The 24,406-nt window shown below is 68.2% G+C and carries 22 protein-coding genes and 1 riboswitch; of the genes, 16 read left to right on the top strand and 6 right to left on the bottom strand.

Going from position 1 to position 24,406, the window contains the following annotated elements; all coding sequences use genetic code 11:
* Nucleotides 1-42: 42 nt before the first annotated feature.
* Entirely contained in the window at nucleotides 43-2,613 is a 2,571-nt protein-coding gene (locus ABFX18_RS11525) for an ATP-dependent helicase (RefSeq protein ID WP_346058401.1), read from the top strand.
* Between the two features lie 80 nt (nucleotides 2,614-2,693).
* On the opposite strand, the gene ABFX18_RS11520 is transcribed toward ABFX18_RS11525, so the two are convergent.
* Entirely contained in the window at nucleotides 2,694-3,335 is a 642-nt protein-coding gene (locus tag ABFX18_RS11520) for a TetR family transcriptional regulator (RefSeq protein ID WP_200329782.1), read from the bottom strand.
* 230 nt (nucleotides 3,336-3,565) lie between these two features.
* On the opposite strand from ABFX18_RS11520, the gene ABFX18_RS11515 reads away from it, so the two are divergent.
* The 7 genes from ABFX18_RS11515 to ABFX18_RS11485 all read left to right on the top strand — a co-directional run bounded on the left by ABFX18_RS11515 (nucleotide 3,566) and on the right by ABFX18_RS11485 (nucleotide 10,505).
* Nucleotides 3,566-4,525, top strand: coding sequence for a GGDEF domain-containing protein (locus tag ABFX18_RS11515; protein ID WP_346058400.1), 960 nt, complete (start codon nucleotides 3,566-3,568; stop codon nucleotides 4,523-4,525).
* Nucleotides 4,526-4,538: 13 nt separating this feature from the next.
* On the top strand, nucleotides 4,539-5,552 hold the full coding sequence (locus ABFX18_RS11510; protein ID WP_346058399.1) for a GGDEF domain-containing protein: 1,014 nt from the start codon (nucleotides 4,539-4,541) through the stop codon (nucleotides 5,550-5,552).
* An 84-nt stretch (nucleotides 5,553-5,636) separates the two neighbouring features.
* Nucleotides 5,637-6,803, top strand: a complete 1,167-nt coding sequence (sucC, locus tag ABFX18_RS11505; protein WP_200329776.1) for an ADP-forming succinate--CoA ligase subunit beta — start codon at nucleotides 5,637-5,639, stop codon at nucleotides 6,801-6,803.
* Between the two features lie 30 nt (nucleotides 6,804-6,833).
* Nucleotides 6,834-7,736: a succinate--CoA ligase subunit alpha gene (gene sucD, locus ABFX18_RS11500; RefSeq protein ID WP_090147185.1), complete on the top strand. Its 903-nt coding sequence runs from the start codon at nucleotides 6,834-6,836 to the stop codon at nucleotides 7,734-7,736.
* 169 nt (nucleotides 7,737-7,905) lie between these two features.
* Complete coding sequence (locus tag ABFX18_RS11495) at nucleotides 7,906-8,904, top strand: aliphatic sulfonate ABC transporter substrate-binding protein (protein ID WP_346058398.1); 999 nt, start codon at nucleotides 7,906-7,908, stop codon at nucleotides 8,902-8,904.
* A gap of 9 nt (nucleotides 8,905-8,913) precedes the next feature.
* Nucleotides 8,914-9,738, top strand: coding sequence for an ABC transporter permease (locus ABFX18_RS11490; RefSeq protein WP_200329772.1), 825 nt, complete (start codon nucleotides 8,914-8,916; stop codon nucleotides 9,736-9,738).
* On the top strand, nucleotides 9,735-10,505 hold the full coding sequence (locus ABFX18_RS11485) for an ABC transporter ATP-binding protein (protein ID WP_336661372.1): 771 nt from the start codon (nucleotides 9,735-9,737) through the stop codon (nucleotides 10,503-10,505). Before ABFX18_RS11490 ends, ABFX18_RS11485 begins: the two co-directional genes overlap by 4 nt.
* Before the next feature lie 6 nt (nucleotides 10,506-10,511).
* Here ABFX18_RS11485 and ABFX18_RS11480 read toward each other — a convergent pair whose 3' ends face one another.
* Nucleotides 10,512-11,501 (bottom strand): epimerase, encoded by a 990-nt coding sequence (locus ABFX18_RS11480; RefSeq protein WP_346058397.1) that lies wholly within the window; start codon nucleotides 11,499-11,501, stop codon nucleotides 10,512-10,514.
* A 100-nt stretch (nucleotides 11,502-11,601) separates the two neighbouring features.
* On the opposite strand from ABFX18_RS11480, the gene ABFX18_RS11475 reads away from it, so the two are divergent.
* The 4 genes from ABFX18_RS11475 (at nucleotide 11,602) to ABFX18_RS11460 (ending at nucleotide 16,969) form a co-directional block, all read left to right on the top strand.
* The gene (locus ABFX18_RS11475) at nucleotides 11,602-13,509 is read left to right on the top strand and encodes a cell division protein PerM (RefSeq protein ID WP_346058396.1); all 1,908 of its coding nucleotides are present in this window, start codon (nucleotides 11,602-11,604) and stop codon (nucleotides 13,507-13,509) included.
* A gap of 6 nt (nucleotides 13,510-13,515) precedes the next feature.
* A riboswitch (TPP riboswitch) is annotated at nucleotides 13,516-13,624 on the top strand.
* Complete coding sequence (locus tag ABFX18_RS11470; RefSeq protein ID WP_346058395.1) at nucleotides 13,618-14,703, top strand: thiamine ABC transporter substrate-binding protein; 1,086 nt, start codon at nucleotides 13,618-13,620, stop codon at nucleotides 14,701-14,703. (Overlaps the previous riboswitch by 7 nt.)
* A 119-nt stretch (nucleotides 14,704-14,822) precedes the next feature.
* Entirely contained in the window at nucleotides 14,823-16,403 is a 1,581-nt protein-coding gene (locus ABFX18_RS11465) for an ABC transporter permease (RefSeq protein WP_336661376.1), read from the top strand.
* A complete protein-coding gene (locus ABFX18_RS11460) occupies nucleotides 16,403-16,969 on the top strand; it encodes a nucleoside/nucleotide kinase family protein (protein ID WP_346058394.1) in 567 nt (188 codons plus the stop codon). Before ABFX18_RS11465 ends, ABFX18_RS11460 begins: the two co-directional genes overlap by 1 nt.
* Here the strand turns inward: ABFX18_RS11460 and ABFX18_RS11455 are convergent, their stop codons facing one another.
* Genes ABFX18_RS11455 through ABFX18_RS11445 form a run of 3 tightly spaced genes read right to left on the bottom strand, consistent with a single transcriptional unit; the run spans nucleotide 16,970 to nucleotide 19,283 of the window.
* Entirely contained in the window at nucleotides 16,970-17,794 is an 825-nt protein-coding gene (locus ABFX18_RS11455) for a MetQ/NlpA family ABC transporter substrate-binding protein (RefSeq protein WP_346058393.1), read from the bottom strand. It lies immediately after the preceding gene.
* A gap of 53 nt (nucleotides 17,795-17,847) precedes the next feature.
* Nucleotides 17,848-18,528 carry a methionine ABC transporter permease gene (locus tag ABFX18_RS11450; protein ID WP_090147210.1) on the bottom strand — a complete coding sequence of 227 codons (681 nt, stop codon included), beginning with the start codon at nucleotides 18,526-18,528 and terminating at the stop codon, nucleotides 17,848-17,850.
* Nucleotides 18,525-19,283 (bottom strand): methionine ABC transporter ATP-binding protein, encoded by a 759-nt coding sequence (locus tag ABFX18_RS11445; RefSeq protein WP_090147214.1) that lies wholly within the window; start codon nucleotides 19,281-19,283, stop codon nucleotides 18,525-18,527. The genes ABFX18_RS11450 and ABFX18_RS11445 overlap by 4 nt, the downstream gene beginning before the upstream one ends.
* Before the next feature lie 96 nt (nucleotides 19,284-19,379).
* On the opposite strand from ABFX18_RS11445, the gene ABFX18_RS11440 reads away from it, so the two are divergent.
* The 4 genes from ABFX18_RS11440 to ABFX18_RS11425 all read left to right on the top strand — a co-directional run bounded on the left by ABFX18_RS11440 (nucleotide 19,380) and on the right by ABFX18_RS11425 (nucleotide 22,605).
* Nucleotides 19,380-19,811 (top strand): OsmC family protein, encoded by a 432-nt coding sequence (locus ABFX18_RS11440; RefSeq protein ID WP_346058392.1) that lies wholly within the window; start codon nucleotides 19,380-19,382, stop codon nucleotides 19,809-19,811.
* A gap of 9 nt (nucleotides 19,812-19,820) precedes the next feature.
* On the top strand, nucleotides 19,821-20,426 hold the full coding sequence (purN, locus tag ABFX18_RS11435) for a phosphoribosylglycinamide formyltransferase (RefSeq protein WP_090147218.1): 606 nt from the start codon (nucleotides 19,821-19,823) through the stop codon (nucleotides 20,424-20,426).
* Nucleotides 20,427-20,500: 74 nt separating this feature from the next.
* Nucleotides 20,501-22,159, top strand: a complete 1,659-nt coding sequence (gene purH / locus ABFX18_RS11430) for a bifunctional phosphoribosylaminoimidazolecarboxamide formyltransferase/IMP cyclohydrolase (RefSeq protein ID WP_346058391.1) — start codon at nucleotides 20,501-20,503, stop codon at nucleotides 22,157-22,159.
* 92 nt (nucleotides 22,160-22,251) lie between these two features.
* Complete coding sequence (locus ABFX18_RS11425; RefSeq protein ID WP_090147223.1) at nucleotides 22,252-22,605, top strand: hypothetical protein; 354 nt, start codon at nucleotides 22,252-22,254, stop codon at nucleotides 22,603-22,605.
* A 122-nt stretch (nucleotides 22,606-22,727) separates the two neighbouring features.
* Here the strand turns inward: ABFX18_RS11425 and ABFX18_RS11420 are convergent, their stop codons facing one another.
* Nucleotides 22,728-24,248, bottom strand: a complete 1,521-nt coding sequence (locus tag ABFX18_RS11420; protein ID WP_346058390.1) for an aldehyde dehydrogenase (NADP(+)) — start codon at nucleotides 24,246-24,248, stop codon at nucleotides 22,728-22,730.
* Nucleotides 24,249-24,406 lie beyond the last annotated feature (158 nt).

The following is a 24,406-nucleotide window of genomic DNA, read 5'->3' as shown; positions in this document are numbered from 1 at the left end:
GCGAGGCCGAATGTCCGAGGCGCCTCGTAGACTGGGGGCACGATGAGCGACTTCGAACTTCTCGACCCTTCAGGTCTCCCGGTCGGCGGCGGAACCGGCGCGAACGGCACGGCCGACGACCCCCTGGTCGACGGTCTCAACCCCGCGCAGGCGCGAGCGGTGACGACTCGCGGACCCGCGCTGCTCATCGTCGCGGGAGCAGGCTCGGGCAAGACCCGGGTGCTGACGCATCGCATCGCGCATCTCATTCGCGAGCGCGAGGCATGGCCGAGCCAGATCCTCGCCATCACGTTCACGAACAAGGCCGCGGCCGAGATGCGGGAGCGCATCGAGGGGCTGCTCGGAGACGCATCGCAGGGCATGTGGGTCTCGACCTTCCACTCGGCGTGCGTGCGCATCCTGCGTCGCGAGGCTGAGCGCTTCGGCTATGTGTCCGGCTTCACGATCTACGATTCCGCCGATTCCCGTGCGCTGCTGAAGCGCATCATCAAGGAGCTCGACGCCGACACGTACGGCTTCACTCCGGCGAACTCGGGTTCGAAGATCTCGAAACTCAAGAATGAGCTGGTCGACGCCGCGACGCACGCGGCGACGATGAACGAGAACGACCCTCGTGAGCGGCTGTTCGTCGAGATCTTCAGAATGTACGAGCAGGAGCTGAAGCGTGCGAACGCGTTCGACTTCGACGACCTCATCGGGCAGACCGTGCACCTGTTCCGTTCGCACCCCGATGTCGCTGCGATCTATCAGCGCCGCTTCCGTCACATTCTCGTCGACGAGTATCAGGACACGAATCACGCGCAGTATTCGCTGATCCGCGAGCTCACGCGGCCCATCGAACCGGAAGAGGTCGAGCGCCTCGTGCCGCCGGCGCGCGAGCGCGAGCTCGACGCCTCCGGCCGCATCCCCGCCGCGAGCTTGACAGTCGTCGGCGACTCCGATCAGTCGATCTACGCGTTCCGCGGCGCCGACATTCGCAACATCGTCGAGTTCGAGCGCGATTTCTCCGGCGCCGAGGTCGTGAAACTCGAGCAGAACTACCGCTCGACGCAGAACATCCTGTCAGCGGCGAATGCCGTGATCGGCAACAACTTCGACCGCCAGGAGAAGCGGCTGTGGACGTCGGAGGGCGACGGCGAGCGCATCGTTGGCTTCACCGGGTACTCGCAGCACGATGAAGCACGCTTCGTCGCGGAGGAGATCGAGGACCTGCACCGCGCGGGCGTCGCCTACAGCGACATCGCCGTCTTCTACCGCACGAACTCCCAGACGCGCGCCCTCGAAGAGCTGCTGATCCGATCCGCCATTCCCTACCGCGTGCTCGGCGGCACGAAGTTCTACGAGCGCGCCGAGGTGAAAGACGCGATGGCGTACCTCACGAGCATTGCGAACCCGTACGACCCCATCGCGTGGTCGCGCCTCCTCGGCGCTCCGAAGCGCGGGGTCGGCGCGATGGCGGAGGCCCATCTCGCGAACTTCCAGGAAGCCAACGGCCTGTCGTTCCACGAAGCAATGCTGCGAGCGGAGGAGGTCACGGCGATCGGCCCGAAGATCCGCGCGACCGTGCGCGGATTGGGCGAGATGCTCGTGCGGGCATCACGGATGGCCGCCGGTGGCGGTGCGACCGACGTCGCGGGTGAAGACGCCGTCCCAGCCCCCGTCGGCGACGTGATGAAGCTGGTGCTTGACGAGACCGACATGATCGAGAAGCTGCGGGCGAAGCGCGACCCGCAAGACGATGCCCGCGCTGAGAACCTCGAGGAACTCCTCGCCGTGGCGCGCGAGTTCGACGTGAAGCAACCAGGCGCGGGTCTGCTCGCATTCCTGACCGAGGTGAGTCTCGTCGCCGCCGCCGACGACCTCGACGACTCGAGCGGCACCGTGTCGCTGATGACGATGCACACGGCAAAGGGCCTCGAGTTCGCAGCCGTCTTCATCACGGGAGTCGAAGAAGGACTCCTCCCGCACCAGATGTCTGTCGATGAGATCGGCGGCATCAACGAGGAACGCCGATTGATGTACGTCGGCATCACGCGAGCGCGCGAGCGTCTGTACCTCACACTCGCCTCGACCCGTGCGACGTTCGGCGATGTCTCCGTCGCAATGCCGTCGCGGTTCCTGCAGGAGATCCCCGAAGGGCTCATCGACTGGCGGCAGTCGCCGGGCGAGGTGACCGGACGGGGCGGGACCGCTTCGCGCGCGCTGAACGCACCCCGCTCACCGGGATCGAACGGATCCTGGTCGCGCACCCGTACGGACTCCACAGTGTCGTTCTCCGGAGGCGGAGGAGGCTCTGGATCGGCCGCAGTCAGCGAGCCCGCGAGCGGGAACATGCAATCCGCGCTCGACAAGTGGCGCGAACGGAAGCGACTTGCGAAGGAGGCTCAAGCGAGCGGGGGTGGCTTCCCGAACCTCGTCGACGGTTCGGTGAGAGACAACGGCGACCTCGAGCTCGCAACAGGAGACCGCATTCGGCACGACGAGTACGGCGACGGCAGGGTCACGGGAATCTCGGGCTCCGGAACGAAGCGCATCGCCCACGTGGTATTCGACACCGTCGGAGAGCGCAAGCTGCTCGTGAAGCTCGCACCGATCGAGAAGGTCGTCGAATAAGTAGGCGCCGCTCGTCGAATACCTGGGCGACGCACGTTAGAACGCTGCGGCGCGAGGGAACGCGGCGCCTACGCCTACGCCTACGCCGCGTTCGCGCCGAGCAGTCGGCGGAAGTCGGCCGCGATGCGCAAGAAGTCCGACTCGTCGGCGCTCACGTCGCCGCTTCCCGCCGTCCACTCGGCCATCTGCGCCGTCATCGCGCCATGCACGAGCGCGAGGGCCAGCGCCGACTCCCGCTGCGGTGAGTCCAGCTTCGCGTGCTCCGGGTGCGCCCGAAGCCACGCCACCGCGACCGCGTCGAGCTGGTAGCCCGATTCCAGAATCGAGATCATCATCAAACGCCCGGCCTCGTACTGCTCGGCGACGAGACGGCCTCGATCCCGCGCAATGTCGGCATTGACGCTGCGGTGGCCGATGGCCGCGAAGAGCAGACGGAAGAGACCCAGCGGAAGATCGTCCGGCGTGCTGTCGAGCACGGCGAACGCGGCTTCGCCGTCCGGGATGTCGATCGCTCGCCCGACGATCGCATCGTCTCGGGACGGGAAGTAGTTGAAGAAGGTGCTCCGAGAGATATCGGCGCGTTCGCAGATGGCATCGACCGTGACGTGCTCGACGCCGAGCTCTAGGGCGAGCTGCACCGCCGATGACTCGATGGCGTTCTCGGTGCGCCGGCGCTTGCGTGCTCGCAGGCCCTCGGGGCGGGCCTCCTCCGTAGTGCTCACGTGACTTCTCTCCTGCCGCGCCGACTCGAATACCCGCCCCGGAGCGGGGAGGCCGGCGGCCGCAGCGCGATCGAGTGTATTCTTCATCGCTGAGAGAACGGAAGATGTACGGCGAATGTTGCGTCGAACCGAGAATCTCGCCATATGCCCGGATCGCGGAAGTGTGTACCCTATACCCGGACGGCTGGGGAAGACGGGGGATGCGCACCGCATCGAAGGGAGGGCGGAGTATGCCCTCGGCGACGGCATTCCTCCGCAGACACGACGCGCATTCGTGGTACATCACCTTCGCCGCCGTGCTCATGTCGCTCACGCTCGCGGTCGACCTGCTCTTCCCCGACTACATCGAGCATCGCGCGCTGAACTGGGCGCTGCTCGTCATCACCCTGACCAGTGCCGTGACGGCGCTCTTCCTGGGACGGCGCCTCCCTCGGTGGGTGGGCATCGTCGCCGTCTTCATCTTCCTGGTGGCCCAGGCCTACTTCCTGAGCCTGGCCGACGACCCGCAAACGGTGATCTCCGCGCTGCAGCAGCTGCCCATCGTCGCTTTCTACCTCGGCTGGTTCGTGCGGCCGCGTCTCGCCCTGCCGCTGATCGCGCTGTGCATGGCGGTGTTCGGGATGGTCATGGTCTCCAACCCGCTCTTCAACCCCGAGGGACGCATCGGCGCCCCCGTGGCGGTGCACGGCCTGCTGAGTCTGCTCTTCTGCTACATCGCAGGCAACTATCTCTGGCGTCGAGCGAAACGCGTCGATGCCACCGATGCGCTCACCGGAGCTCTCCACCGGGCCCCGTTCTTCGAGCGGGCAGCGGTCAGGCTGCGACGTCGCACCACTCCGATGTCGCTGCTGGCCATCGACTTCGACGGCTTCAAGCAGGTCAACGACGCGCACGGTCACGCCGCCGGTGACCGGGCCCTCGAAACGACCGTGAGCGCATGGAGAAGCGAACTGCGCGGCAGCGACGTCATCGGTCGGCTCGGCGGCGACGAGTTCGCGATCCTCCTCCCCGATACGGATCGCGCGGAAACGAGTGCCATCGTCGAGCGTTTGCAGGCCGCGTCCACGCACCCGTGGTCGTGGGGTGCGAGCGAGTACGCCGCCGGCGACGACCTCGCCGCACTCCTGCAGCGCGCCGACGCGGCGCTGTACGCGCAGAAGCGGCTGAAGCGGCAGGTGCCGCATGGATAGCCGCCGGCCCCGCGTGAGCGCGAGAGCTGTCGTGCGCGACGCGTGGGAACGCTTCGACCGCAGGCAGACGCCGTTCTCGTACATGAGCGCAGCCGTCCCGCTGCTGCTCGCAACCGTCTTCGTCTTCGATCTCCTCCTGCCCCACCCGCACCTCAACCGATCTGCAGTCTCGCTGTGGCTCACCTTCTACATCGTGGCAACCGTGCTGCCGCTGGTGCTCGGGCGCCGGTACCCGCTCTGGGCCGGGCTCGTCATGTTCGCCGGCATCGAGTCGTTGTCGACCTACTTCCTCCTCGCCTCGATCCATGTGCACGCCGAGATCAACGCTCTCCTCGAGCTTCCGCTCATCGCGCTGTACATCGGGTGGTTCTACCCTGCGCTGCTCGGTCGCGCCCTCATCGGGCTCGGTGTCGTGCGCCTCCTGTTCATCCTGCACCTCAACCCCGACCTCGGAAACGGCGTATCCGACCCCAGGATGATGGTCGGCTACGCGATCCTCGTCGCGCTGTTCTGCTTCGAAGGGGCGAGAACCGTGCAGCGTCAATTGCGCAAGGAGGCGCGACTCGATTCCCTGACCGGGGCGCTGAATCGTCGCGGGCTGCAGCAACTCGCCGGGGTCGTGCGGCGCCGAGCGGCCCGCAGCGGCGAACCCGTCACCGTCGCCATGCTCGACTTCGACGATTTCAAGGGTGTGAACGATGCCGGTGGGCATCTGGCCGGCGATACCGCGCTCTCGGCGAGCGTGGATGCGTGGAACGAGTTGGTGGGCCGCCGCGGCACCACCGCGCGTCGAGGCGGGCTCGTCGCGCGGCTGGGCGGGGACGAGTTCGCGCTGGTCTTCCGCGGCGACGCAGCCGCAGTGGAGGAGCAGCTCGGGAGGCTCCGGAGGGACTCCGATTTCTCATGGTCGTGGGGGATCGCGACGGCCCGCGCGGGCGAACCGCTCGACGCGGTGCTCGCGCGGGCGGACGCCGAGCTGTATCGCGCGAAGCCGGGAGGCGGTCGAGGGACGCCCATCACGCGATGATAGGCTGAGTACCGGTCGAGTTACCTCGACATCGAGACATTTTTCTGCCTCGGATCACCCCGACTCCCAAGCAAAGGACAGTACGTGGATCTGTACGAGTACCAGGCACGAGATCTATTCGAACGATACGAGGTGCCGGTACTGGCCGGCATCGTCGCCGACACCCCGGAAGAGGTGCGCGCGGCCGCCGAGAAGCTCGGCGGCGTCGTCGTCGTGAAGGCGCAGGTGAAGACCGGAGGCCGCGGCAAGGCCGGCGGCGTGAAGGTCGCGAAGACCCCCGATGAGGCGTTCGAGGCGGCGCAGTCGATTCTCGGACTCGATATCAAGGGACACGTCGTCGAGCGCGTCATGGTGGCCGCGGGCGCTGACATCGCGCAGGAGTTCTACTTCTCCGTGCTGCTCGATCGTGCCAACCGCTCGTACCTGTCGCTCGCCTCGGTCGAGGGCGGCGTCGAGATCGAACTGCTCGCGGTGGAGAAGCCCGAAGCGCTCGCGCGCATCGCCGTCGACCCGATCGTGGGCATCGACGCTGCGAAGGCGGAGGAGATCGCCCGGGCCGCGAAGTTCCCCGAGGAGCTCATCCCGAAGGTGGTTCCCGTCTTCCAGAAGCTCTACGAGGTGTACGTCGGCGAAGACGCCACGCTCGTCGAGGTGAACCCGCTCGTGCTCACCGGCGCCGGCGACGTCATCGCCCTCGACGGCAAGGTATCCCTCGACGAGAACGCCGACTTCCGTCAGCCGCAGCACGCTGAGCTCGCCGACAAGTCGACCGAGGATCCGCTCGAGGCGAAGGCCAAGGCGCAGGACCTGAACTACGTGAAGCTCGACGGCGAGGTCGGGGTCATCGGCAACGGCGCCGGGCTCGTCATGTCGACGCTCGACGTCGTCGCCTACGCGGGCGAGAACCACGGCGGCGTGAAGCCCGCCAACTTCCTCGACATCGGCGGCGGCGCGTCTGCAGAGGTCATGGCGGCGGGACTCGACGTGATCCTCGGCGATCCGCAGGTGAAGTCGGTGTTCGTCAACGTATTCGGCGGAATCACCGCCTGCGATGCGGTCGCCAACGGCATCGTCGGCGCGCTGAAGAAGCTCGGCGACGCCGCCAACAAGCCGCTCGTCGTGCGTCTCGACGGCAACAACGTCGAAGAGGGCCGCGCGATTCTCAACGAGGCTGCCCACCCGCTCGTGACGCAGGCCGCCACGATGGACGAGGGCGCCGACAAGGCCGCCGAACTCGCGAACGCCCGCTGAGCCGAGACGAAAGACTGCAGGAGAACCACCATGTCGATCTTCCTGAACAAGGATTCCAAGGTCATCGTCCAGGGCATCACCGGCGGCGAGGGCACCAAGCACACCGCGCGCATGCTCGCCGCGGGGACGAACGTCGTCGGGGGAGTGAATGCCCGCAAGGCCGGCACCACCGTCTCGCACGTCGACGCCGACGGCGCAACCGTCGAGCTTCCCGTCTTCGCCTCGGTCGCCGAGGCGATGGAGGCCACCGGGGCGAACGTATCGGTGGCGTTCGTGCCGCCGGCGTTCACCAAGGACGCCGCCATCGAGGCCATCGACGCCCGAATCGGCCTGCTCGTCATCATCACTGAGGGCGTGCCGGTGAAGGACTCGGCCGAGCTGTGGGCGCACGCCCAGGCGACCGGCAACGAGACGCGCATCATCGGCCCGAACTGCCCCGGCATCATCACCCCTGGCGAGGCGCTCGCAGGCATCACGCCGGCCACGATCACCGGCAAGGGCCCGATCGGCCTCGTCTCGAAGTCGGGAACACTGACGTACCAGATGATGTACGAGCTGCGCGACCTGGGCTTCTCGACGGCTATCGGCATCGGCGGGGACCCGGTGATCGGTACGACGCACATCGACGCGCTCGCCGCGTTCGAGGCCGACCCCGAAACCCGCGCCATCGTGATGATCGGCGAGATCGGCGGCGACGCCGAGGAGCGCGCCGCCGACTACATCAAGGCGAACGTGACGAAGCCCGTCGTCGGCTATGTCGCCGGGTTCACGGCTCCCGAGGGGAAGACGATGGGCCACGCAGGTGCGATCGTCTCCGGTTCGGCCGGAACGGCGCAGGCGAAGAAGGAGGCCCTCGAGGCTGCAGGCGTGAAGGTGGGCAAGACGCCGACTGAAACGGCGAACCTGCTGCGCGAGGCGTTCAACGCACTGTAAGCACCGGCGCATCTCTGCCAGAGCGGGGCGGTCTCCTTCGGGAGGCCGCCCCGCTCGCGTTCGGAAGGAGCACGGGACGAATCCGCGCGGTCTCCCGTAAACTGGAGAGGTTGTGCGCGAAGTCGCGCCTCCGCGCGCCCCCCGGCCGCGCCACTTCGAAAGGACCGCCGTGACCCGCCTCACCCGCACGCTCTCCCTCACCGCCGCCGCAACGGCAGCGATCGCCCTCGCGCTCACGGGCTGCTCGACGCAGTCGGGCGGCTCGTCCGACGAAGCGTCCGGCGAGGCGCTGCGCATGGGCACGCAGCCCTGGCTCGGATACGGGCAGTGGTACGTCGCCGAGGACCAGGGCTTCTTCGAGGACCGCGGAGTCGACGTGCAGCTGTCGAGCTTCAACGCCGACTCCGACGTGAACGCCGCGCTCGCCGCCGATCGCCTCGACATGGCGAACGTGGGCGCTCAGGCCGCACTGCAGTTCATCGAGGAGGGCGTGGACGTCTCGATCGTGCTCATGCTCGACTCGGCCACTGAAGCCGACGCGATCCTGAGCACTTCGGGCATCGATGATGTGGCGGGGCTCAAGGGCAAGACGGTGGCGTTCGAGAAGGGCGCCACGAGCGAGATCCTGATCGCCGAAGCGCTCGAGGAGGCCGGCCTCGACTTCGACGACATCGAGGTCGTCGAGTCGTCTGCTGACAAGGTGACGCCCATGCTGCTCGCCGGCCGCGTGGACGCCGGGGTGACGTACGAGCCGTACATCAGCGAGGCGCTCGGCTCGGACGCCGGAGCCGAAGCCGTGGTGACCGCCGGAGAGTTCCCCGGGCTCATCACGGACGTGCTGGTCGTGCGCAACGACGTGCTCGACGAGCGTCCGGACGAGGTGCGCGACGTGCTCGCCGCGTGGGACGATTCCGTCGCGTACTACGAGAGCGACACCGAGGCCGCGCAGGGCATCATCGCCGCAGGGGTGGGCTCCGACCCTGCCGATCTTGAAACCGCCTTCGCCGGCGTGCACTACTACTCGCTCGCCGAGAACCGCGATCAACTCTCGGGCGACTACGCCGACGAGACGCTGCCGGCTCTCGCCGAGGTGGCGCAGCGCATCGGGTTGATCTCGGGCGATGTCGACGCGACGAGCGCGATCCGCGCCGAGTTCCTCGGGGAGTAACCGGCAATCATGGCGGGACCCGTGAACACCGTTCCGGCGCTGCGGCGTCGGCGTGCGCGCATCGGACGACCGATCGGGCGACCGGCGTACCTCGCGATCGCGAGCACGACGTTCGTGCTGCTCATCGCCGTGTGGTGGGCGGCCGGCGCGACGGGTCTCGCGGACCCGATGTTCCTTCCTGGCCCCGGCGCGGTGCTCGAGGCTCTCGGCCGGCAGGTTGCGAACGGCGAGCTGTGGAGCGACGTCGGGGTCAGCTCCTTCCGCATTCTCATGGGCTTCGTGATCGCGACCGTCATGGCGATCCCGGTCGGCACGCTCATGGGTGTGAACGCCCGGGTGGAAGCCGCGCTCGAGCCGCTCATGGATTTCATCCGGTACATGCCGGTCGTCGCATTCGTTCCACTCACGATCGTCTGGGTCGGCATCGACGAGAATCAGAAGTTCTTGATCATCTGGATGGGCACCTTCTTCCAGCAGGTGCTCATGGTGGCCGACGCGGTGCGGCGCACCCCGCGGACGCTGGTGAGTCTGGGGGAGACTCTCGGGCTGAGCTGGGGGCAACTGCTGGTGCGGATCGTCGTGCCGTCGGCGATGCCGCGCATCTGGGACGCGCTGAGAATCACGCTCGGGTGGGCCTGGACCTGGCTCGTCGTCGCAGAGCTCGTCGCCGCTTCAAGTGGCATGGGCTACCGCATCACGGTGGCGCAGCGATTCTTCGAGACCGACCTGATCATCGGGTACGTGTTCGTGCTCGGTGTGCTCGGGCTGATTCTCGATCAGGCCATGCGCGCGGCCGGTCGGCGCATGTTCGCGTATCAGGAGGGTCGCCCATGAGCGCTCAGCACCCCGCGTCGCCGAAACTGCGGGCGGCCGGCATCGTGAAGCGATTCGGGAGCGTCACGGCTCTGGAGGGCGTTGACCTCGAGGTCGGAACGAACGAATTCGTCTCGATCGTCGGCGCTTCCGGCTGCGGCAAGTCGACGCTGCTGTCGCTCATCGCCGGTCTGGAGGAACCGACGTCCGGCACACTCGAGGTGGACGGTGCTCCGATCACGGGGCCGGGCAGAGACCGCGGTGTGGTCTTCCAGCACGCGACGCTCATGCCGTGGCTGACGGTGCAGCAGAACGTCGAATTCGCGTTGCGCGGCGAGCGGGGCCTCTCCCGGGCCGATCGGGCGGATCGGGCTCGGGACTTCCTGGGCCTCGTCGGCCTCGACGGCTTCGAACGCGCACGGCCGGTCGAGCTCTCGGGCGGCATGCAGCAGCGCGTCGCACTTGCGCGCTCGCTGAGCTACGGACCGGAGATCCTGCTCATGGACGAGCCATTCGGGGCGCTCGACGCTCTCACGCGCCGCACCATGCAAGAACTGCTGCTCGAGGTGTGGGAACGGCACCGCATCACGGTGCTCCTCGTGACCCACGACATCGGTGAAGCCGTAGTGACGAGCGATCGCGTCATCGTGATGAGTCCGCGTCCGGGCCGTGTGCAGCAGATCGTCGACGTGCCGATCGAGCGGCCGCGCACCCTGGCGTCCGAGCGCACTGTCGAGTTCCAGGATCTGCAAGACCGCATCCTCGGGCTAATCCACGGCGCCGAATAGCAGCGGTCACCTGCGGTACGCCGCGCGCAGCGCGGGCTCGAGCTCGGGGTACTGGAACGCGAACCCCGACCGGCCCAATCGTTCGGGCAGCACCCACCGGCTCTTGAGCACGAGTTCCGTCTCGGTTCGGATCGCGATCGCACCGATCTCCTGCACCCAGCGGGGCAGCGGCGGGCCGATCGCGACCCCGAGTACGCTGCGCGCCGTGCGCATGAAGGTTCGGTTGTCGACCGGGTTCGGTGCGCTCAGGTTCACGGCGCCGTCGAGCTCTGGATGCTGCTCCAGGAAATTGAGGGCCCGCGCGGCGTCCTCGATATGGATCCAGCTGAACATCTGCGAACCGCCGCGCGCAGCGAACCGGTGCGCAGTGCCCGCGAGCCGACGAGCCCGGGTCACCGGCCAGCGGCCGTCGAGTTGCGATCCGCCCATACCGAGGCGAGCCAAAGCGCGAATCGTCGGAAGCACCCCACCGGAGCCGAGCACGATCGCGGTGCGCAGTGCGACGCGACGCGTGCGGGGCAGTGCATCGCGCATCAGCGCCGCTTCCCACGCCTGCGCGACGCCGACCGAGAAGCCCGAACCGATCTCGCCGCCGGCCTCGGTCATGGGGCGGTCATCGGCGTGCCGGTAGATGGTCGCCGTGGAGGCGTTCAACCAGACCGGAGGAGGGTCGGCGGCCGAAGCGATGGCCCGCGAGAGCCGTTGCGTGGTGATGACGCGGGATCGCATGATCTCGGCGCGGTTCGCAGCCGTGTAGCGGCAGTTCACGCTCTTGCCCGCCAGGCCGACGACGAGCGACGCGCCGTCCACTGCGTCGCGGAGTGCAGCGGCGTTGTTCCAGCTGATGTTCGATCCGGACCGACCCACCGTGATGACGTCGCGCCCGGCATCTCGGTACCGGTCCGCGAGATATCGGCCCATGAAGCCGCCCGCTCCGGTGATCACGACCCGCCCCTGCGGTGCGTCGGCCGAGCGTTGGAGCGGAGCGTGCGGCATGAGTGCCCGGCCTTCCCGTGCGCGATTCGAGAGCTGACCCCTCACCCTACGGCAGCGGGACCAGGGAATTCGGGGCACCGCTCGGAGTAAGATTCTGGCAATGAGATCTTTGGTGACCGCGGTGATCGCCGCAATCGAGGCGGTCGCCGTGGCGCTCGCCGGAATCGCCGTCGTCGCGGTTCCCGCAGTGCTGGTCTGGGTCATCACCTTCGGCCTCGCGGCCGAACCGGCGTCGGTCGCGGCCGACGTGACGGGCATCTGGCTGCTGGCGCACTTCGTGCCGCTGCACTTCTCGCTGTCAGCGGAGACGGCGCTCGGCCTGGGGCTCGCGCCGGAAGCGTTCAGCTTCACCCTGTCGCTCGTTCCTCTCGGCTTCACGCTCATCTCGGTGCTGCTCGCACTGCGCGCGGGATGGCGGTTCGCCGGCCGTGGCGGGGTCGGCGCCATGGGCGTGCTCGGCGGCGCCGTCGGATTCGGGGCCGTCGCCCTCGCCGCAGCGGCACTCGCCGCGCCCCTGATCGAAGGCTCAGCGGTCCAGGCAGCGCTCAGCGCCGCCGCCGTGTACGGTGCCGCATCGTGCGCGGCGTTCCTGGTGCGTGCCGGGCGCGACGGGCACCCGTGGTGGGAGTCGGGCGTGAGGATCGCGTTGCGCGGGCTCGAATACCTGGGGGTCCGGTTCGGAGCAGCATTGCCGAGCCGTGCGGCCGAGATGTTTCGTCTCGCGGCGGCAGCGTTCGCGCTGATGCTCGGTATCGCCGCGCTGGGCTTCGCCGTCGCTGTGGCGGTCGGCTATGCCGATGTCACGGCGCTGGCGCAGAGTCTGCAGCTCGATCCCATCGGGTCGCTCACATTGTTCCTCGCGCAACTGGCGCTCGTGCCGCTGGCGATCGTGTGGAGCCTCGCGTGGATGTCGGGAGCCGGCTTCGAGATCGGCGCTGGAAGCTCGGTCACCCCATTCGAAACGCTGCTCGGCCCGCTCCCAGCCTTGCCCATGCTCGGCGTGCTTCCCGACGGTTGGGGTGAGCGCGGGGCGCTGGCCCCGGGAGTACTGGTCATCGCCGCGCTCGCTCTCGGCGTGCTCTTCGCGCGCCGACCCGGGATGCGCCGGGCCTCGTGGCCGGCCGCCGTGTCGATCACGGTGCTGGCCGCGGTGCTGTCAGGACTCTCCGTCGCCGGCCTGAGCGCCCTTGCGCGCGGGTCGATGGGGCCGGATCGCCTCGCGTCGAACGGCCCCGACCCCTGGCTCACAGGGGGGCTCATCGCGCTCGAGGTGGGCGGGGGCCTGCTCATCGGCGTCATCGCGGGACGCTTCGATGCGGCGAAGTTCCGCGCCGCGCTGCCATCCGTCGTTCCAGCAGCGGTTGCGTCGGGCGGTCTGCTGCCTGGCCGAGCAGCAGCCGCAGACCCTGCTCCCGGTGCCGGCGTCGGTGCCGGCGTCGGTGCCGGTGCCGACGCCGGTGGCGACAGCGACGACGTCGACTTCGAGACGGCGGTCGACGAGGCACTCGTCCTGGCCGCGGATCGAGATGCCGCCAGAGGACGGCGCGCTGTCGAAGACGCGACCGCCGACATGCACGAGATCGACGCGATGCGTACCGCAGGTGACGAAACCGACGCGTTCGACACTGCGGCCTTCGACGCCGAAACATTCGGCACTGAGCCGACCCGTGCCGAGGCGAGCGACGGTCAAGGGTTCGGCACCGAGACGTTCGACACCGAGACCTTCGACACGGAGGGGTTCGATACCGAGGCGTTCGATACCGAGGCCTTCGTGCCGGCCGAACCGCTGCGTTCCGGCTCCGACGAGCCGACAGTCGATGATGCCTCGGACGAGGGCGAGGCGGAGTCACGACCCGACGCCCGTCGCGATTCCGACGAGCTGATCGACGAGGCGACACTCGTGCAGGCCTATTCGTGGGACGCGGAGGCGACGCCCAGCGACGACGCGGCGGAGGAGTCGAAGCCCGAACGTCGATCGGGTTGGCGGTGGCCGGGGCGAGGGCACTAGGGTAAGAGGGCAATCCACGGGAGTCCCGGCGCGCGGGGCTGAGAGGGAGCACGCGAGCTCCGACCGTTCACCTGATCTGGTTCATGCCAGCGGAGGAAGGACGCCTCAATGACGCCTACGCCCAATTCTCATCGTGCGCGGCACCGCGCACTGCCCGCGCTCGCGCTCGGGGCACTGCTCTGCCTCGGAACGAGCGGATGCGCGAGCGGTGCGGAGCAAGCGCCGGATACGAAGACGGTGACGCTCGCCGTCCACGACTCGTTCCCGAACGATGATTTCGCTGCGGCCGCCAGCGCAGCGACCGGGTACGACGTACAGGTCGTCTCAGCCGGCGACGGGGGAGAGCTCACGAACAAGCTCGTACTCACCCAGGGTGCGCCCATCGCCGATGCGTTCTTCGGCGTCGACAACATCTTCGCCTCGCGTCTCATCGACAACGACGTGGTCGCCGACTACGCTCCAGCGCAGCTGCCCGAGGGCGCTGAGCAGTTCGCCGTCGACGGCGATCCGGCTTCCGGCCTCGTCGCAGTGGACCATGGCGCGACCTGCATCAATATCGACACCGCCTGGTTCGCGGATCAGGGGATCTCGGAGCCGCGAACCTACGACGACCTGGCGAAGCCGGAGTATCGCGATCTCGCCGTGCTGCTCGACCCGACCGCTTCGTCGACGGGGGCCTCGTTCCTCGTCGGCACCGTCGCCGAATTCGGGGAGGACGGCTTCGCGGACTACTGGCAGCGGCTCGTCGACAATGGAGCGCGCATCGAGCAGGGGTGGAGCGACGCGTATTACGGTCAGTTCACCCAGGGCGGCGAAGCGGGTACGCGGCCGATCGTGGTCTCCTACGCTTCGTCTCCGGCCTTCACGGTCGACGAGGCTGGCACGGCGTCGAGCACTGCCGCGCTGCTCGACACGTGCACGCGGCAGGTCGAGTACGCAGGGGTGCTGAGGGGTGCTCAGAACGAGGCCGGCGCCGAGGCCGTGGTCGACTATCTCGTGTCGCAGGAGTTCCAGCAGACCATTCCGGACGCGATGTACATGAACCCCGTCGATGCGGCTGTGGAACTGCCCTCGGCATGGACGGAATTCGCGCCGTCGCCCGCGCCGGGGCGGACGCACGACCTCAGCTCCCGCGAGATCGAGTCGGGTCGCGAGGACTGGCTCAAAGCCCTGAGCGAGCAGATCGGCCTCTGATCATCCGCCCGACTGGCCGAGGCGCCCCACGTGCCGCTCTCGGCCCGTGGGGCGTTGCAGCGTGGACGCTGGCGGCGGCCCTGCCGCTCGCGTTCCTCGCCCTGTTCTTCGTTTGGCCGGTGTTCTCGCTCGTCGCGACAGGGTTCGTCGACGGGGGACGACTCGATCTGAGCGGTCTGCCAGAGGTGTTCGGCGCGGAACGCACCTGGCGGGTCATCGGCCAGACGTTCGCCCAAGCGGGGCTCGCGACTGCGCTCTCCCTCGCGCTCGGGGTACCAGCCGCCTACGCGCTCTACCGTCTCGATTTTCGCGGCAAGCGGGTGCTGCAAGGGGTGCTCACGGTGCCGTTCGTGCTGCCCTCGGTGGTCGTCGGCGTCGCATTCTCGGCGTTGCTCGGACCGGGAGGGCCGCTGGGATCGTGGGGGCTGGACCAGAGCTTCGCCGCGGTCGTACTCGCACTCGCATTTCCGAACGTCGGCGTCGTCGCCCGCATGGTCGGCGGGTTCTGGGCCCGCCTCGACGACACCTCCGAGCAGGCCGCGCGAGTGCTCGGCGCATCACGGGTGCGCGCCTGGTGCATCGTGACACTCCCCGCGCTCGGCCCCGCCATCGCGTCCGCCGCGGCGCTCGTGTTCCTCTTCTGCTCCACCTCGTTCGGCATCGTGCTCATTCTCGGCGGCACCGCCTTCGCGAACGTGGAGACGGAGATCTACCGGCTCACCGTTCAGTTCCTGGACCTCCGCGGCGCGGCGGTGCTGTCGATCGCCCAGTTCGCGATCGTGGCCGCCGCGCTCGCCGTGTCGGCGCAGTTGCGCCGCGCCGGAGAGCGCGCGGTCGTGCTGCGCGAGGAGCGGGGGCGCGGAACGCCTCCACGGCGAGTCGATGCTCCGGTGCTGACGCTGGTGGGGGCGACGCTGCTGCTGCTGCATGTGCTCCCGCTCACCGCTCTGGTGACGCGCTCGCTGAGGGACCGGGAAGGGAGGTGGACGCTGGCGAATTACGCCGCGCTCGCAGATCCGCCGGAAGCGCTGCCGATCGATGGCACGGTGCTCGAGGCCATCGGAGCCTCGCTCCGCATCGCCGCGGTGGCTGCCCTCATCGCTATCGTGCTCGGCATGCTGCTGGCCCTCGTCCTCTCCCGTCGCCCTCGCACCCGATCGCTCCGACGGGGCATCGAGGCCTTCGACGCGCTCGTGATGTTGCCGCTCGGCGTATCAGCAGTGACACTGGGCTTCGGTCTGCTCCTGACCATGAATCGGCCGCTCGGCATCGGGTTCGATCTGCGAACTTCGACCGTCTTGATCCCGATCGCTCAGGCCCTCGTCGCGCTGCCGCTCGTCGTGCGCACGCTGCTGCCCGTGCTCCGGGGAATCCCGACCGAGCTGCGCGACGCGGCGTCGTCGCTCGGCGCCGGCCCGCTCGCGATGCTGCGCACCATCGATCTGCCCCTGCTCGGACGTTCCGCGGGGCTCGCGCTCGGCTTCGCCTGTGCGACCTCGCTGGGGGAATTCGGAGCCACGTCCTTCCTCGTGCGACCCGGGGAGCAGACGCTCCCGGTCGTGGTCGCCGCGCTGATCGGCCATCAGGCACCCGAGAGCTACGGGGCCGGGCTCGCGGGGGCGGTCGTGCTCGGCGTGCTGACGGCCGGCATCATGCTGGCGGCCGAACGCTGGCGCACGGACGGGAACCGGGAGTTCTGATGGTGGATCTGGATCTCGAGGAGCTCGCCGACTGCGACGTGCTGCTCATCGACGGCCGCTCCGGCTCGGGGAAGACGCATCTCGCGGAGCGTATGGTGCAGACGTTCGCGGCCCTGCTCCGGCCTGCGCAGGTGCTGCACGTGGAGGCGCTGTACCCGGGGTGGGATGGGCTCGCCGCCGGGTCGCTCGCGCTCGCGGCCGCGCTGCGAACGAGCAGCTATCGTGCGTACGACTGGATCGCGGCTGCATTCGGTGCCCGCGAGCGCATCGAACCGCGGGTTCCGCTCGTGATCGAGGGATGCGGTGCGATTACCGCTGAGAACCTCGCAGCGGCCGAGAACTGGGCCGCCGCCGCAGGAGCGGCACTGCCTCGGGTGCGCAGCGTCTGGCTCGAGGTCGAGGCGGTGACGCGAAAGCGCCGCGCGCTCGCACGCGATGGTGAGGTCTACGCCCCGCACTGGGACCGCTGGGCCGCCCAGGAGGAGGAGCTGTACGCGTGGCACCGTCCGTGGGAGCTCGCCGATCGTACGATCGCCATCTCCGCCTGCGACGACCCGATCGGGTGATTAGAAGGCCACCGGGACTTCTGCGTCCTCGAGCGCCTGACGCACCTCGTCGCTGTGGAACGCCTCTGCGAGTGCGGCGACCTCCGGCGAATCGGCGTTGTCCTCGCGGGATACGAGCGAAACGGCGAACTGAGGGTCCTGCTCCACGGCGATCGCATCCTCTTCCGGTGTGAGGCCCAGCTGGCGGGCGAACGTGCCGTGCAGGAAGACGGCGTCGGCCTCAGGGTACGCCGCCGAGAGCTGCATGATGTCGACCTCCACGAAATCGAGGTTCTTGGGGTTCTTCGTGATGTCGTCGACCGTCACCGACCAGGTGTCGGCGTCTGCGTCGAGCTCGATCAGTCCGGCCTTCGCGACCATCTGCAGCGCCCGGGCGGCGTTCGAGGTGTCCTGCGGAATGACGATGCGGCCTCCTTCCGGCACTTCGTCCATGCTCGCGTGCGTGCTCGAGTACATCCCGACCACGGTCAGATACACGGGCTCGATGACCACGAGCGACGCGTCGTTGCCCGCGTTGAACTCTTCCATGAACGGCGGATGCTGCACGAAGTTGGCGTCGAGCTCCCCGTGCTGCAGCATCGAATTGGGCTGCACGTAATCGGCGACCTCGACGAGTTCGATCTCGTACGGTGCCGCAATCGCCTCGGCTGCGGCCTCCACGACGTCAGTCATCGGAGTGGTGGTCGCCGCGACCTTCAGCGTCCGCGTCTCCTGGCCTCCTTCCGCGCCCGAGCCATCGGCAGCGTCTGGGCCAGTGGCGCAGCCGGCGAGGGTCAGGAGAGCGGCGGTGGCGGCAGTGGCGGTGATGATCAGGCGATGGCGCATGGGGTGCTTTCTGTCGAGGATGGGGGATCGAGGGGGAGGGTCGTCCGCACCGCTCAGCGGTGATCGATCGCGCGGGAGACGCGTGTGCCGACGCTCTGCAGCAGCATGACGCAGGCGACGATGAGCGCGATCGTGACGTACATGAGAGTGAAGTCGTACTGGTGGTAGCCGTACCGCATCGCGAAGTCGCCGATGCCGCCTCCGCCGACGACGCCGAGCACGGTGGAGTAGGAGACGAAGCTGATGGTCGCCGATGTGAGTGCGTAGACCAGACCGGATCGCCCCTCGACGAGGAGGAAGCGGAACACGGTCTGCGGAATGCTCGCGCCCATCGACTCCGCCGCGAGCAGCAATCCGCTCGGCAGTTCGAGCAGAATCTGCTCGGTGAGGCGGGCGTAGATGGCGACCGCGACGAAGCCGAGCGGGAAGGTCGCGGCCACGGTGCCGAAACTCGTGTCGAAGACGAGGCGCGTGAGGGGAATCATGAAGACGACGAAGAGCAGGAACGGGAAGGAGCGCACGATGGTGACGTACGCGTTGGCCGCGCTCCAGATCGCACGTCTCGGCATGACGCCGCCCGGTCGTGTGAGGGTGATCACGATGCCGAGCGGAGTGCCGAGGACGACCGCGACGATGATCGACGCGAGCACCATGTAGCCCGTCTCGCCCAGTGCTCGGGCGATCTCTCCGCCGTGCTCCCCGAAGACACGGTCGAGCTCGTTCCAGAAGTTCAAGATGCGAGCCTCGATTTCACGTGATCGAGGTATCGGGGCTCCCGGTGCTGTGCGACTCGGGGAACCTCGACGATGTCGAGCAGGCGTCCTCGCTCGAAGACCGCTGCGGCGTCGCACACGGCCTTCACCGCGTCGAGTTCGTGGGTGACCAGTGCGATCGTCGTTCCGAACTCCGCCCGGGTCGCCTGCAGCAGTTCGAGAATCTCCGCCGTCGTGTGCGTGTCGAGCGCGGACGTGGGTTCATCGCACAGCAGCAGTTCAGGGTCGGTGACGAGTGCGCGGGCGATCGCCACTCGCTGCTGCTGCCCCCCGGAGAGCTGAGCCGGATAGCGGTCGGAGAGCCCTGCGAGCCCGACGAACTCCATCATTGCGGTCACGCGCGCGGGGTCGCGGCGATGCTGCAGGCGCAGCGGGAGGGCGATGTTCGCGCGCACCGTGAGATTGCCGAGCAGGTTGAAGTGCTGGAAGACGACGCCGATCCGGTGCCGCATGGCGCGCAACTCTCGAGAGCCGAGCGCGGCGAGATCCGTACCGCTGACGATCACGCGTCCGCTGGTCGGCAGATCGAGACCGTTCATGAGTCTCAGCAGCGTGGATTTCCCCGCGCCGCTCTCGCCGAGCACTCCGAAGATCGAACCGCGAGGAATGTCAAGACTGACATCGGAGAGCGCGTCGACCTCCGCCTCACCGTGAACGAAGCGACGACTCACGCCGTCGAAGACGACCGCCGTCGAAGTGGTCGTTGCGTCGCTCATCAGCTCTTCACCACAGTGCTTTCATGAAACATATTAATTAGACTGGGTCTAACATAGAGTGCGCAGCCCGCAACCGCAAGTCACGTCAGGAGCACCATGCCGAGCAGCGAAACGACGCACCGAACACCCGAGCCACCGATCTACATCGCAGTGGCCCGCAACTCCGACGGCATCAGCGGGGAGAGCTTCGTCGACGGCGGCCTGCGCGTGCGCGTCGCGTCGCCGACCGCGGAGAACCGGGCGGGAGCCACGAACCCGGAGGAACTGCTCGCCCTGTCGTGGGCGACATGCCTGAACGCGGCAGCTCGCGTCGTCGCGGGGCCGGGCACCGACGTCGAAGCAACCGTGGAGATCTCGCTGCACCCGCTGACCGACCAGGGGTTCGAATTATCCGGAGCAGCCGAACTGCGCTTCGACGGCGTACCGCTCGACGAGGCGCACGCGCTCGCCGCAGCCGCGCACGAGCGCTGCCCGGTGTCCCGCATGCTCAGCGGTCGCTCGGCGGTACGGGTGACGGCCGTCGCGTAAACTGATGCGGTGCTGAAAATCGCGGTTCTCATCTCCGGTGGCGGCAGCAACCTCAAGGCGCTGATCGACGCGACCGCCGACCCCGATTTCCCGGCAGAGATCGCCTGCGTCGGATCGGACACCGACGCGCCCGGCCTGGAGCACGCGCGCGCCGCAGGGATCCCCGCATTCGTCGTGCGACCCCGCGACTCGGACTCTCGGGAGGCATGGGGCGAGGTGCTCGCCGCGGCGATCCAAGAGCACCACGTCGGCACCGGCCCGCACCCCGGTCTCGTGGTGAGTGCCGGACTCATGCGTATTCTTCCCCCGGGCTTCGTGCGCGCTTTCAGTCCCCGCCTCATCAACACGCACCCGGCACTGCTTCCCGCATTCCCCGGGGCCCACGCGGTGCGCGACGCGCTCGCCGCCGGCGCCGAGCGCACCGGGGTCACCGTGCACGTCATCGATGAGGGCGTCGACACCGGCCCGGTGCTGCGACAAGCCGCCGTCGACGTCCGCCCCGGCGAGACCGAAGCCGAGCTCCACGAGCGGATCAAGCAGCTCGAACGCCCCCTGCTCGTGCAGACCGTGCGAGAGATCGCACTCGGAGAGCTCGCGCTGCCCGGCGCGCGGTGATCCTGCGCTCGATCAGCGCCTCAGCACCCGAATCGTATCCAGACTGCGAACACCGACCTAAGGAGTCCCGCCGCATGGCAGTTCAGAGCCACGACCCCAGCCTCTACGAGCACCGGGACGTCGTGCCCGTGCGACGCGCGCTGATCTCGGTCAGCGACAAGACGCGCTTGCTCGACCTTGCCAGCGCGCTCGCCGAGAACGGGGTCGAGATCGTCTCGACGGGTTCGACCGCTGCGACGATCCGCGAGGCGGGCCACGCCGTCACCGATGTCTCCGAGGTCACCGGATTCGCGGAGGCCCTCGACGGCCGCGTGAAGACGCTGCACCCCGCCGTGCACTCCGGACTGCTCGCCGACCTGCGCCTCGCCGACCATCGCGCGCAGCTCGACGCGCTGGGCTACGCGGCGTTCGAGCTCGTGGTCGTCAACCTCTACCCCTTCGAAGAGACGGTCGCATCGGGCAAGCCGGCAGCCGACGTCATCGAGAACGTCGACATCGGCGGCCCCGCGATGGTGCGGGCGAGCGCGAAGAACCACGCGAACGCGGCGATCGTCGTTTCGCCCGGACGCTACGACGAGATCATCGCCGCCGTGCGGGCCGGCGGAACGACGCTCGCCCAGCGCCGCTCGCTCGCCACTGAGGCGTTCGTGCACACGGCCCAGTACGATGCCGCCGTGGCGAACTGGTTCCTCGAGCAGGAGGACGCCGAGTGGGGCGAGGCGCCTGCCGCCGAAGCCGATTCGAGCGAGGCGTCGATCGACAGCATCTTCGAAACCACCGAGGAGTACGTCGGCTACGAGGTCTTCGGGCTCCGCGAATCGGTGCTGCGGTACGGCGAGAACAGCCATCAGCGGGCCGCACTCTTCACGGAGAACGAAGGATCGGGCATCGCACAGGCCGCGCAGCTCCACGGCAAGGAGATGTCGTACAACAACTACGTCGATGCCGACGCCGCGCTCCGCGCCGCGTTCGATCATGAGCGCCCCGCCGTCGCCATCATCAAGCACGCGAACCCCTGCGGCATCGCCGTCGCGCCAGAAGATGCGGCCGACCCGATCGCCGCCGCTCACGAACTCGCGCACGCGTGCGACCCCGTCTCTGCGTTCGGCGGCGTGATCGCGGCGAACCGCATCGTCACGAAGGCGATGGCGGAGACCGTCGCCGGGATCTTCACCGAAGTCATCGTCGCTCCCGGCTTCGAGCCCGACGCCCTCGCCGTGCTCACGCAGAAGAAGAACGTGCGACTGCTGGTGCTGCCGGCCGACTACCAGCCGAACCCCGTGGAGCTGCGTCAGGTCTCAGGTGGGTTCCTGCTGCAGGATTCCGATCGCTCCTTCGCACCGGCATCCGAGTGGACGCTCGCGACGGGCGAGCCCGCTGATGCCGCGACGCTCGCCGATCTCGAGTTCGCGTGGCGTGCGAGCCGCGCCGTGAAGTCGAACGCCATCCTGCTCGCGCAGGGGGGTGCTTCGGTCGGTGTCGGCATGGGCCAGGTCAACCGCGTCGATTCCTGCCGCCTCGCGGTGGAGCGCGCGGGAGACCGCGCGCGAGGATCGGTCGCCGCCTCCGACGCGTTCTTCCCGTTCGCCGACGGCCTGCAGGTACTGCTCGACGCCGGCGTGCGCGCGGTCGTGCAGCCGGGCGGGTCGGTCCGAGACCCCGAGGTCGTCGATGCGGCTCAGGCAGCAGGCGTGACCATGTACTTCACGGGCGAGCGGCACTTCTTCCACTGATCCTCTGATCTGCGGTTTTTTCCTTCATTCATCTGGTGTGAGCAAGCCTCGCCTTCGTTGCGGCAGGGTGCTCGCCCCGGGAGAATCGAGACGTGGAAATCGTCAAGGGAATACTCATCGTCCTGCACATCGTCGGATTCGGCGCGGTGTTCGGCAGCACGCTCGCACAGTTGTCGGCGGTGAAGGAAGCACGCGCTCGTATCACTCCTGGCATCTTGCACGGCGCGTGGTTGCTGCTGGCGACCGGCCTGCTGCTCGTCGGCATGGTCTACGCGACCGGAGGCCAGCCGAACAACGCGAAGATCGGCGTGAAGCTCGTCGTGCTGCTCGTACTGATCGCAGTCGTGCTCATCGGCCGGAAGAAGCAGCCCGTTCCGGGTGGATTCCTGGGCGCCATCGCCGGATTGTCGGTGGTGAACGTGGTGCTCGCCGTGCTCTGGCACTGATCGTCGATGAACGAAGACCCCCGAGAGGCTGAGCCTCTCGGGGGTCTTGCTGTGTGCCGGCGGGTCCATTTGCGCCCGTCGCGCAGTGGATTCGGGTTCGTGCGGGTCGGTTGCGGTGGGGGTTAGTGCCAGCGTGTGCCCCAGTGGTGTGATTGGCCTGCTGGGCTGATGTGTTGGGGGATGCCTAGCGGGTTGGTGTCTTGGAGTGCTTCGGGGAGGAGTGCTTGGGGTGCGTTCTGGTAGGCGACGGGTCGTTGGAAGCGGGTGATGGCTGCGGTGCCGACGGAGGTGGAGGAGTCGTTCGTTGTCGCGGGCCAGGGGCCGCCGTGCTGTTGGGCGGGGGTGACGGCGACGCCTGTGGACCAGCCGTTGAACAGGACGCGGCCGACTTGGTTCGCGAGGGCGGCGATGAGGGCGCGTAGTTGGGGGGCGTTGTCGGTTTCTCCGGTGGCTTCGGCTTCGCTGATGTGGAGGGTGCCGGAGAGGTTGCCTTCGTAGAACTCGGGCATGAGGGCTGCGAGGTCGGTGCCGGTGGGGGTTTCGACGAGGATGGAGAGCGGGCCGAAGGATTCTTCGAGGAGGGTGTCGCGTCCGGTTCGGAAGTCGTCGAGGCTGATCGCGATGATGGTGGGGGTGGCCCAGCCCTGTCCGTCGTCGTCGAAGCGGATGCCGCCGGGGATCAGCGGGTTCGCTCCGGCGGTGCCCAGTACGGCGGTGCGGCGTTCGTCGTAGGATTTCGCGATGCGGGGGTCGAGGAGGCGATGCTCGGGGACGTCGGTCGCGTTGTGGGTGATGGCCTGGGGGAGTGCGCTGCCTGCGGGGATGAATGCGAAGCCGGGCTTGGTGCAGAGCTGGCCGGCGGAGCCTGCGACGCTGGCGAGGTAGCCGGTGGCGATCTCGTCGGCGCGTTCCGTGATGGCGTCGGCGGTGATGAAGACGGGGTTGACGCTGCCGAGTTCTCCGAAGAACGGGATGGGTGCTGGCCGGTTCGCGGCGATGTCGGCGAGGATGCGGCCGACGCGGATGGAGCCGGTGAAGGATCCGGCCTTGATGCGGGGGTCCTGCAAGACCTGCACTCCGGCTTCGCGGCCGTGGATGAGTTGGAAGGTGCCTTCGGGCATGCCTGCTTGGGTGAGTGCGCGTGTGGCGACTTCCGCGGTGGCGTCGGAGAGGTCTGGGTGGCTGGAGTGGGCTTTCACGATGAGTGGGCATCCTGCTGCGAGGATCGCTGCGGAGTCGCCGCCCATGACGGAGAACGCGAAGGGGAAGTTGGAGGCGGAGAAGTTGATGACTGGGCCGAGGGGGATGTGGGTGCGGCGGATATCGGGGCGTTGGCCGAGGGCGAAGTCGGGGTCTGCGGGGTCGATGCGGGCGTCGAGGTAGCCGCCGTCGACGATGGTGTCGGCGAAGAGGCGGAGTTGGACGGCGGTGCGGGTGACTTCGCCGGTGAGTCGGGCTTGGGTGAGGCCGGTCTCGCGGAGTGCGATGTGTACGAGGTCGGGTGATGCGGTTTCGAGGGCGTCGGCGATGGCGACGAGGGCTCGTGCTCGTTGGTTGGCGGTGGTGGTGGCGAGGTGGGGTGCGGCGGTGGTGGCGCGTGCGATGACGGCCTCAAGATCAGGAGAAAGCGCTTCGTGAGTCATGCATCGATCCTTCGTTGTCGGGGCATCAGTGCTTGCGGGAACCGCTGCCATTCTTTCAGGCGCGACGTCGAGTCGTGCCGTCTCTCATGCACAGTCGATGACCGGTCTACCGTGCGGGAGGGGCATCAGCGATCGTGTTCGAAACGTGATCTGTGCCG

It is taken from the genome of Leucobacter alluvii (assembly GCF_039530485.1).
Classification (GTDB): domain Bacteria; phylum Actinomycetota; class Actinomycetes; order Actinomycetales; family Microbacteriaceae; genus Leucobacter; species Leucobacter alluvii.
Note: the sequence above shows the minus strand (reverse complement) of the source record. Positions and strands in the feature narration are given on the sequence as shown.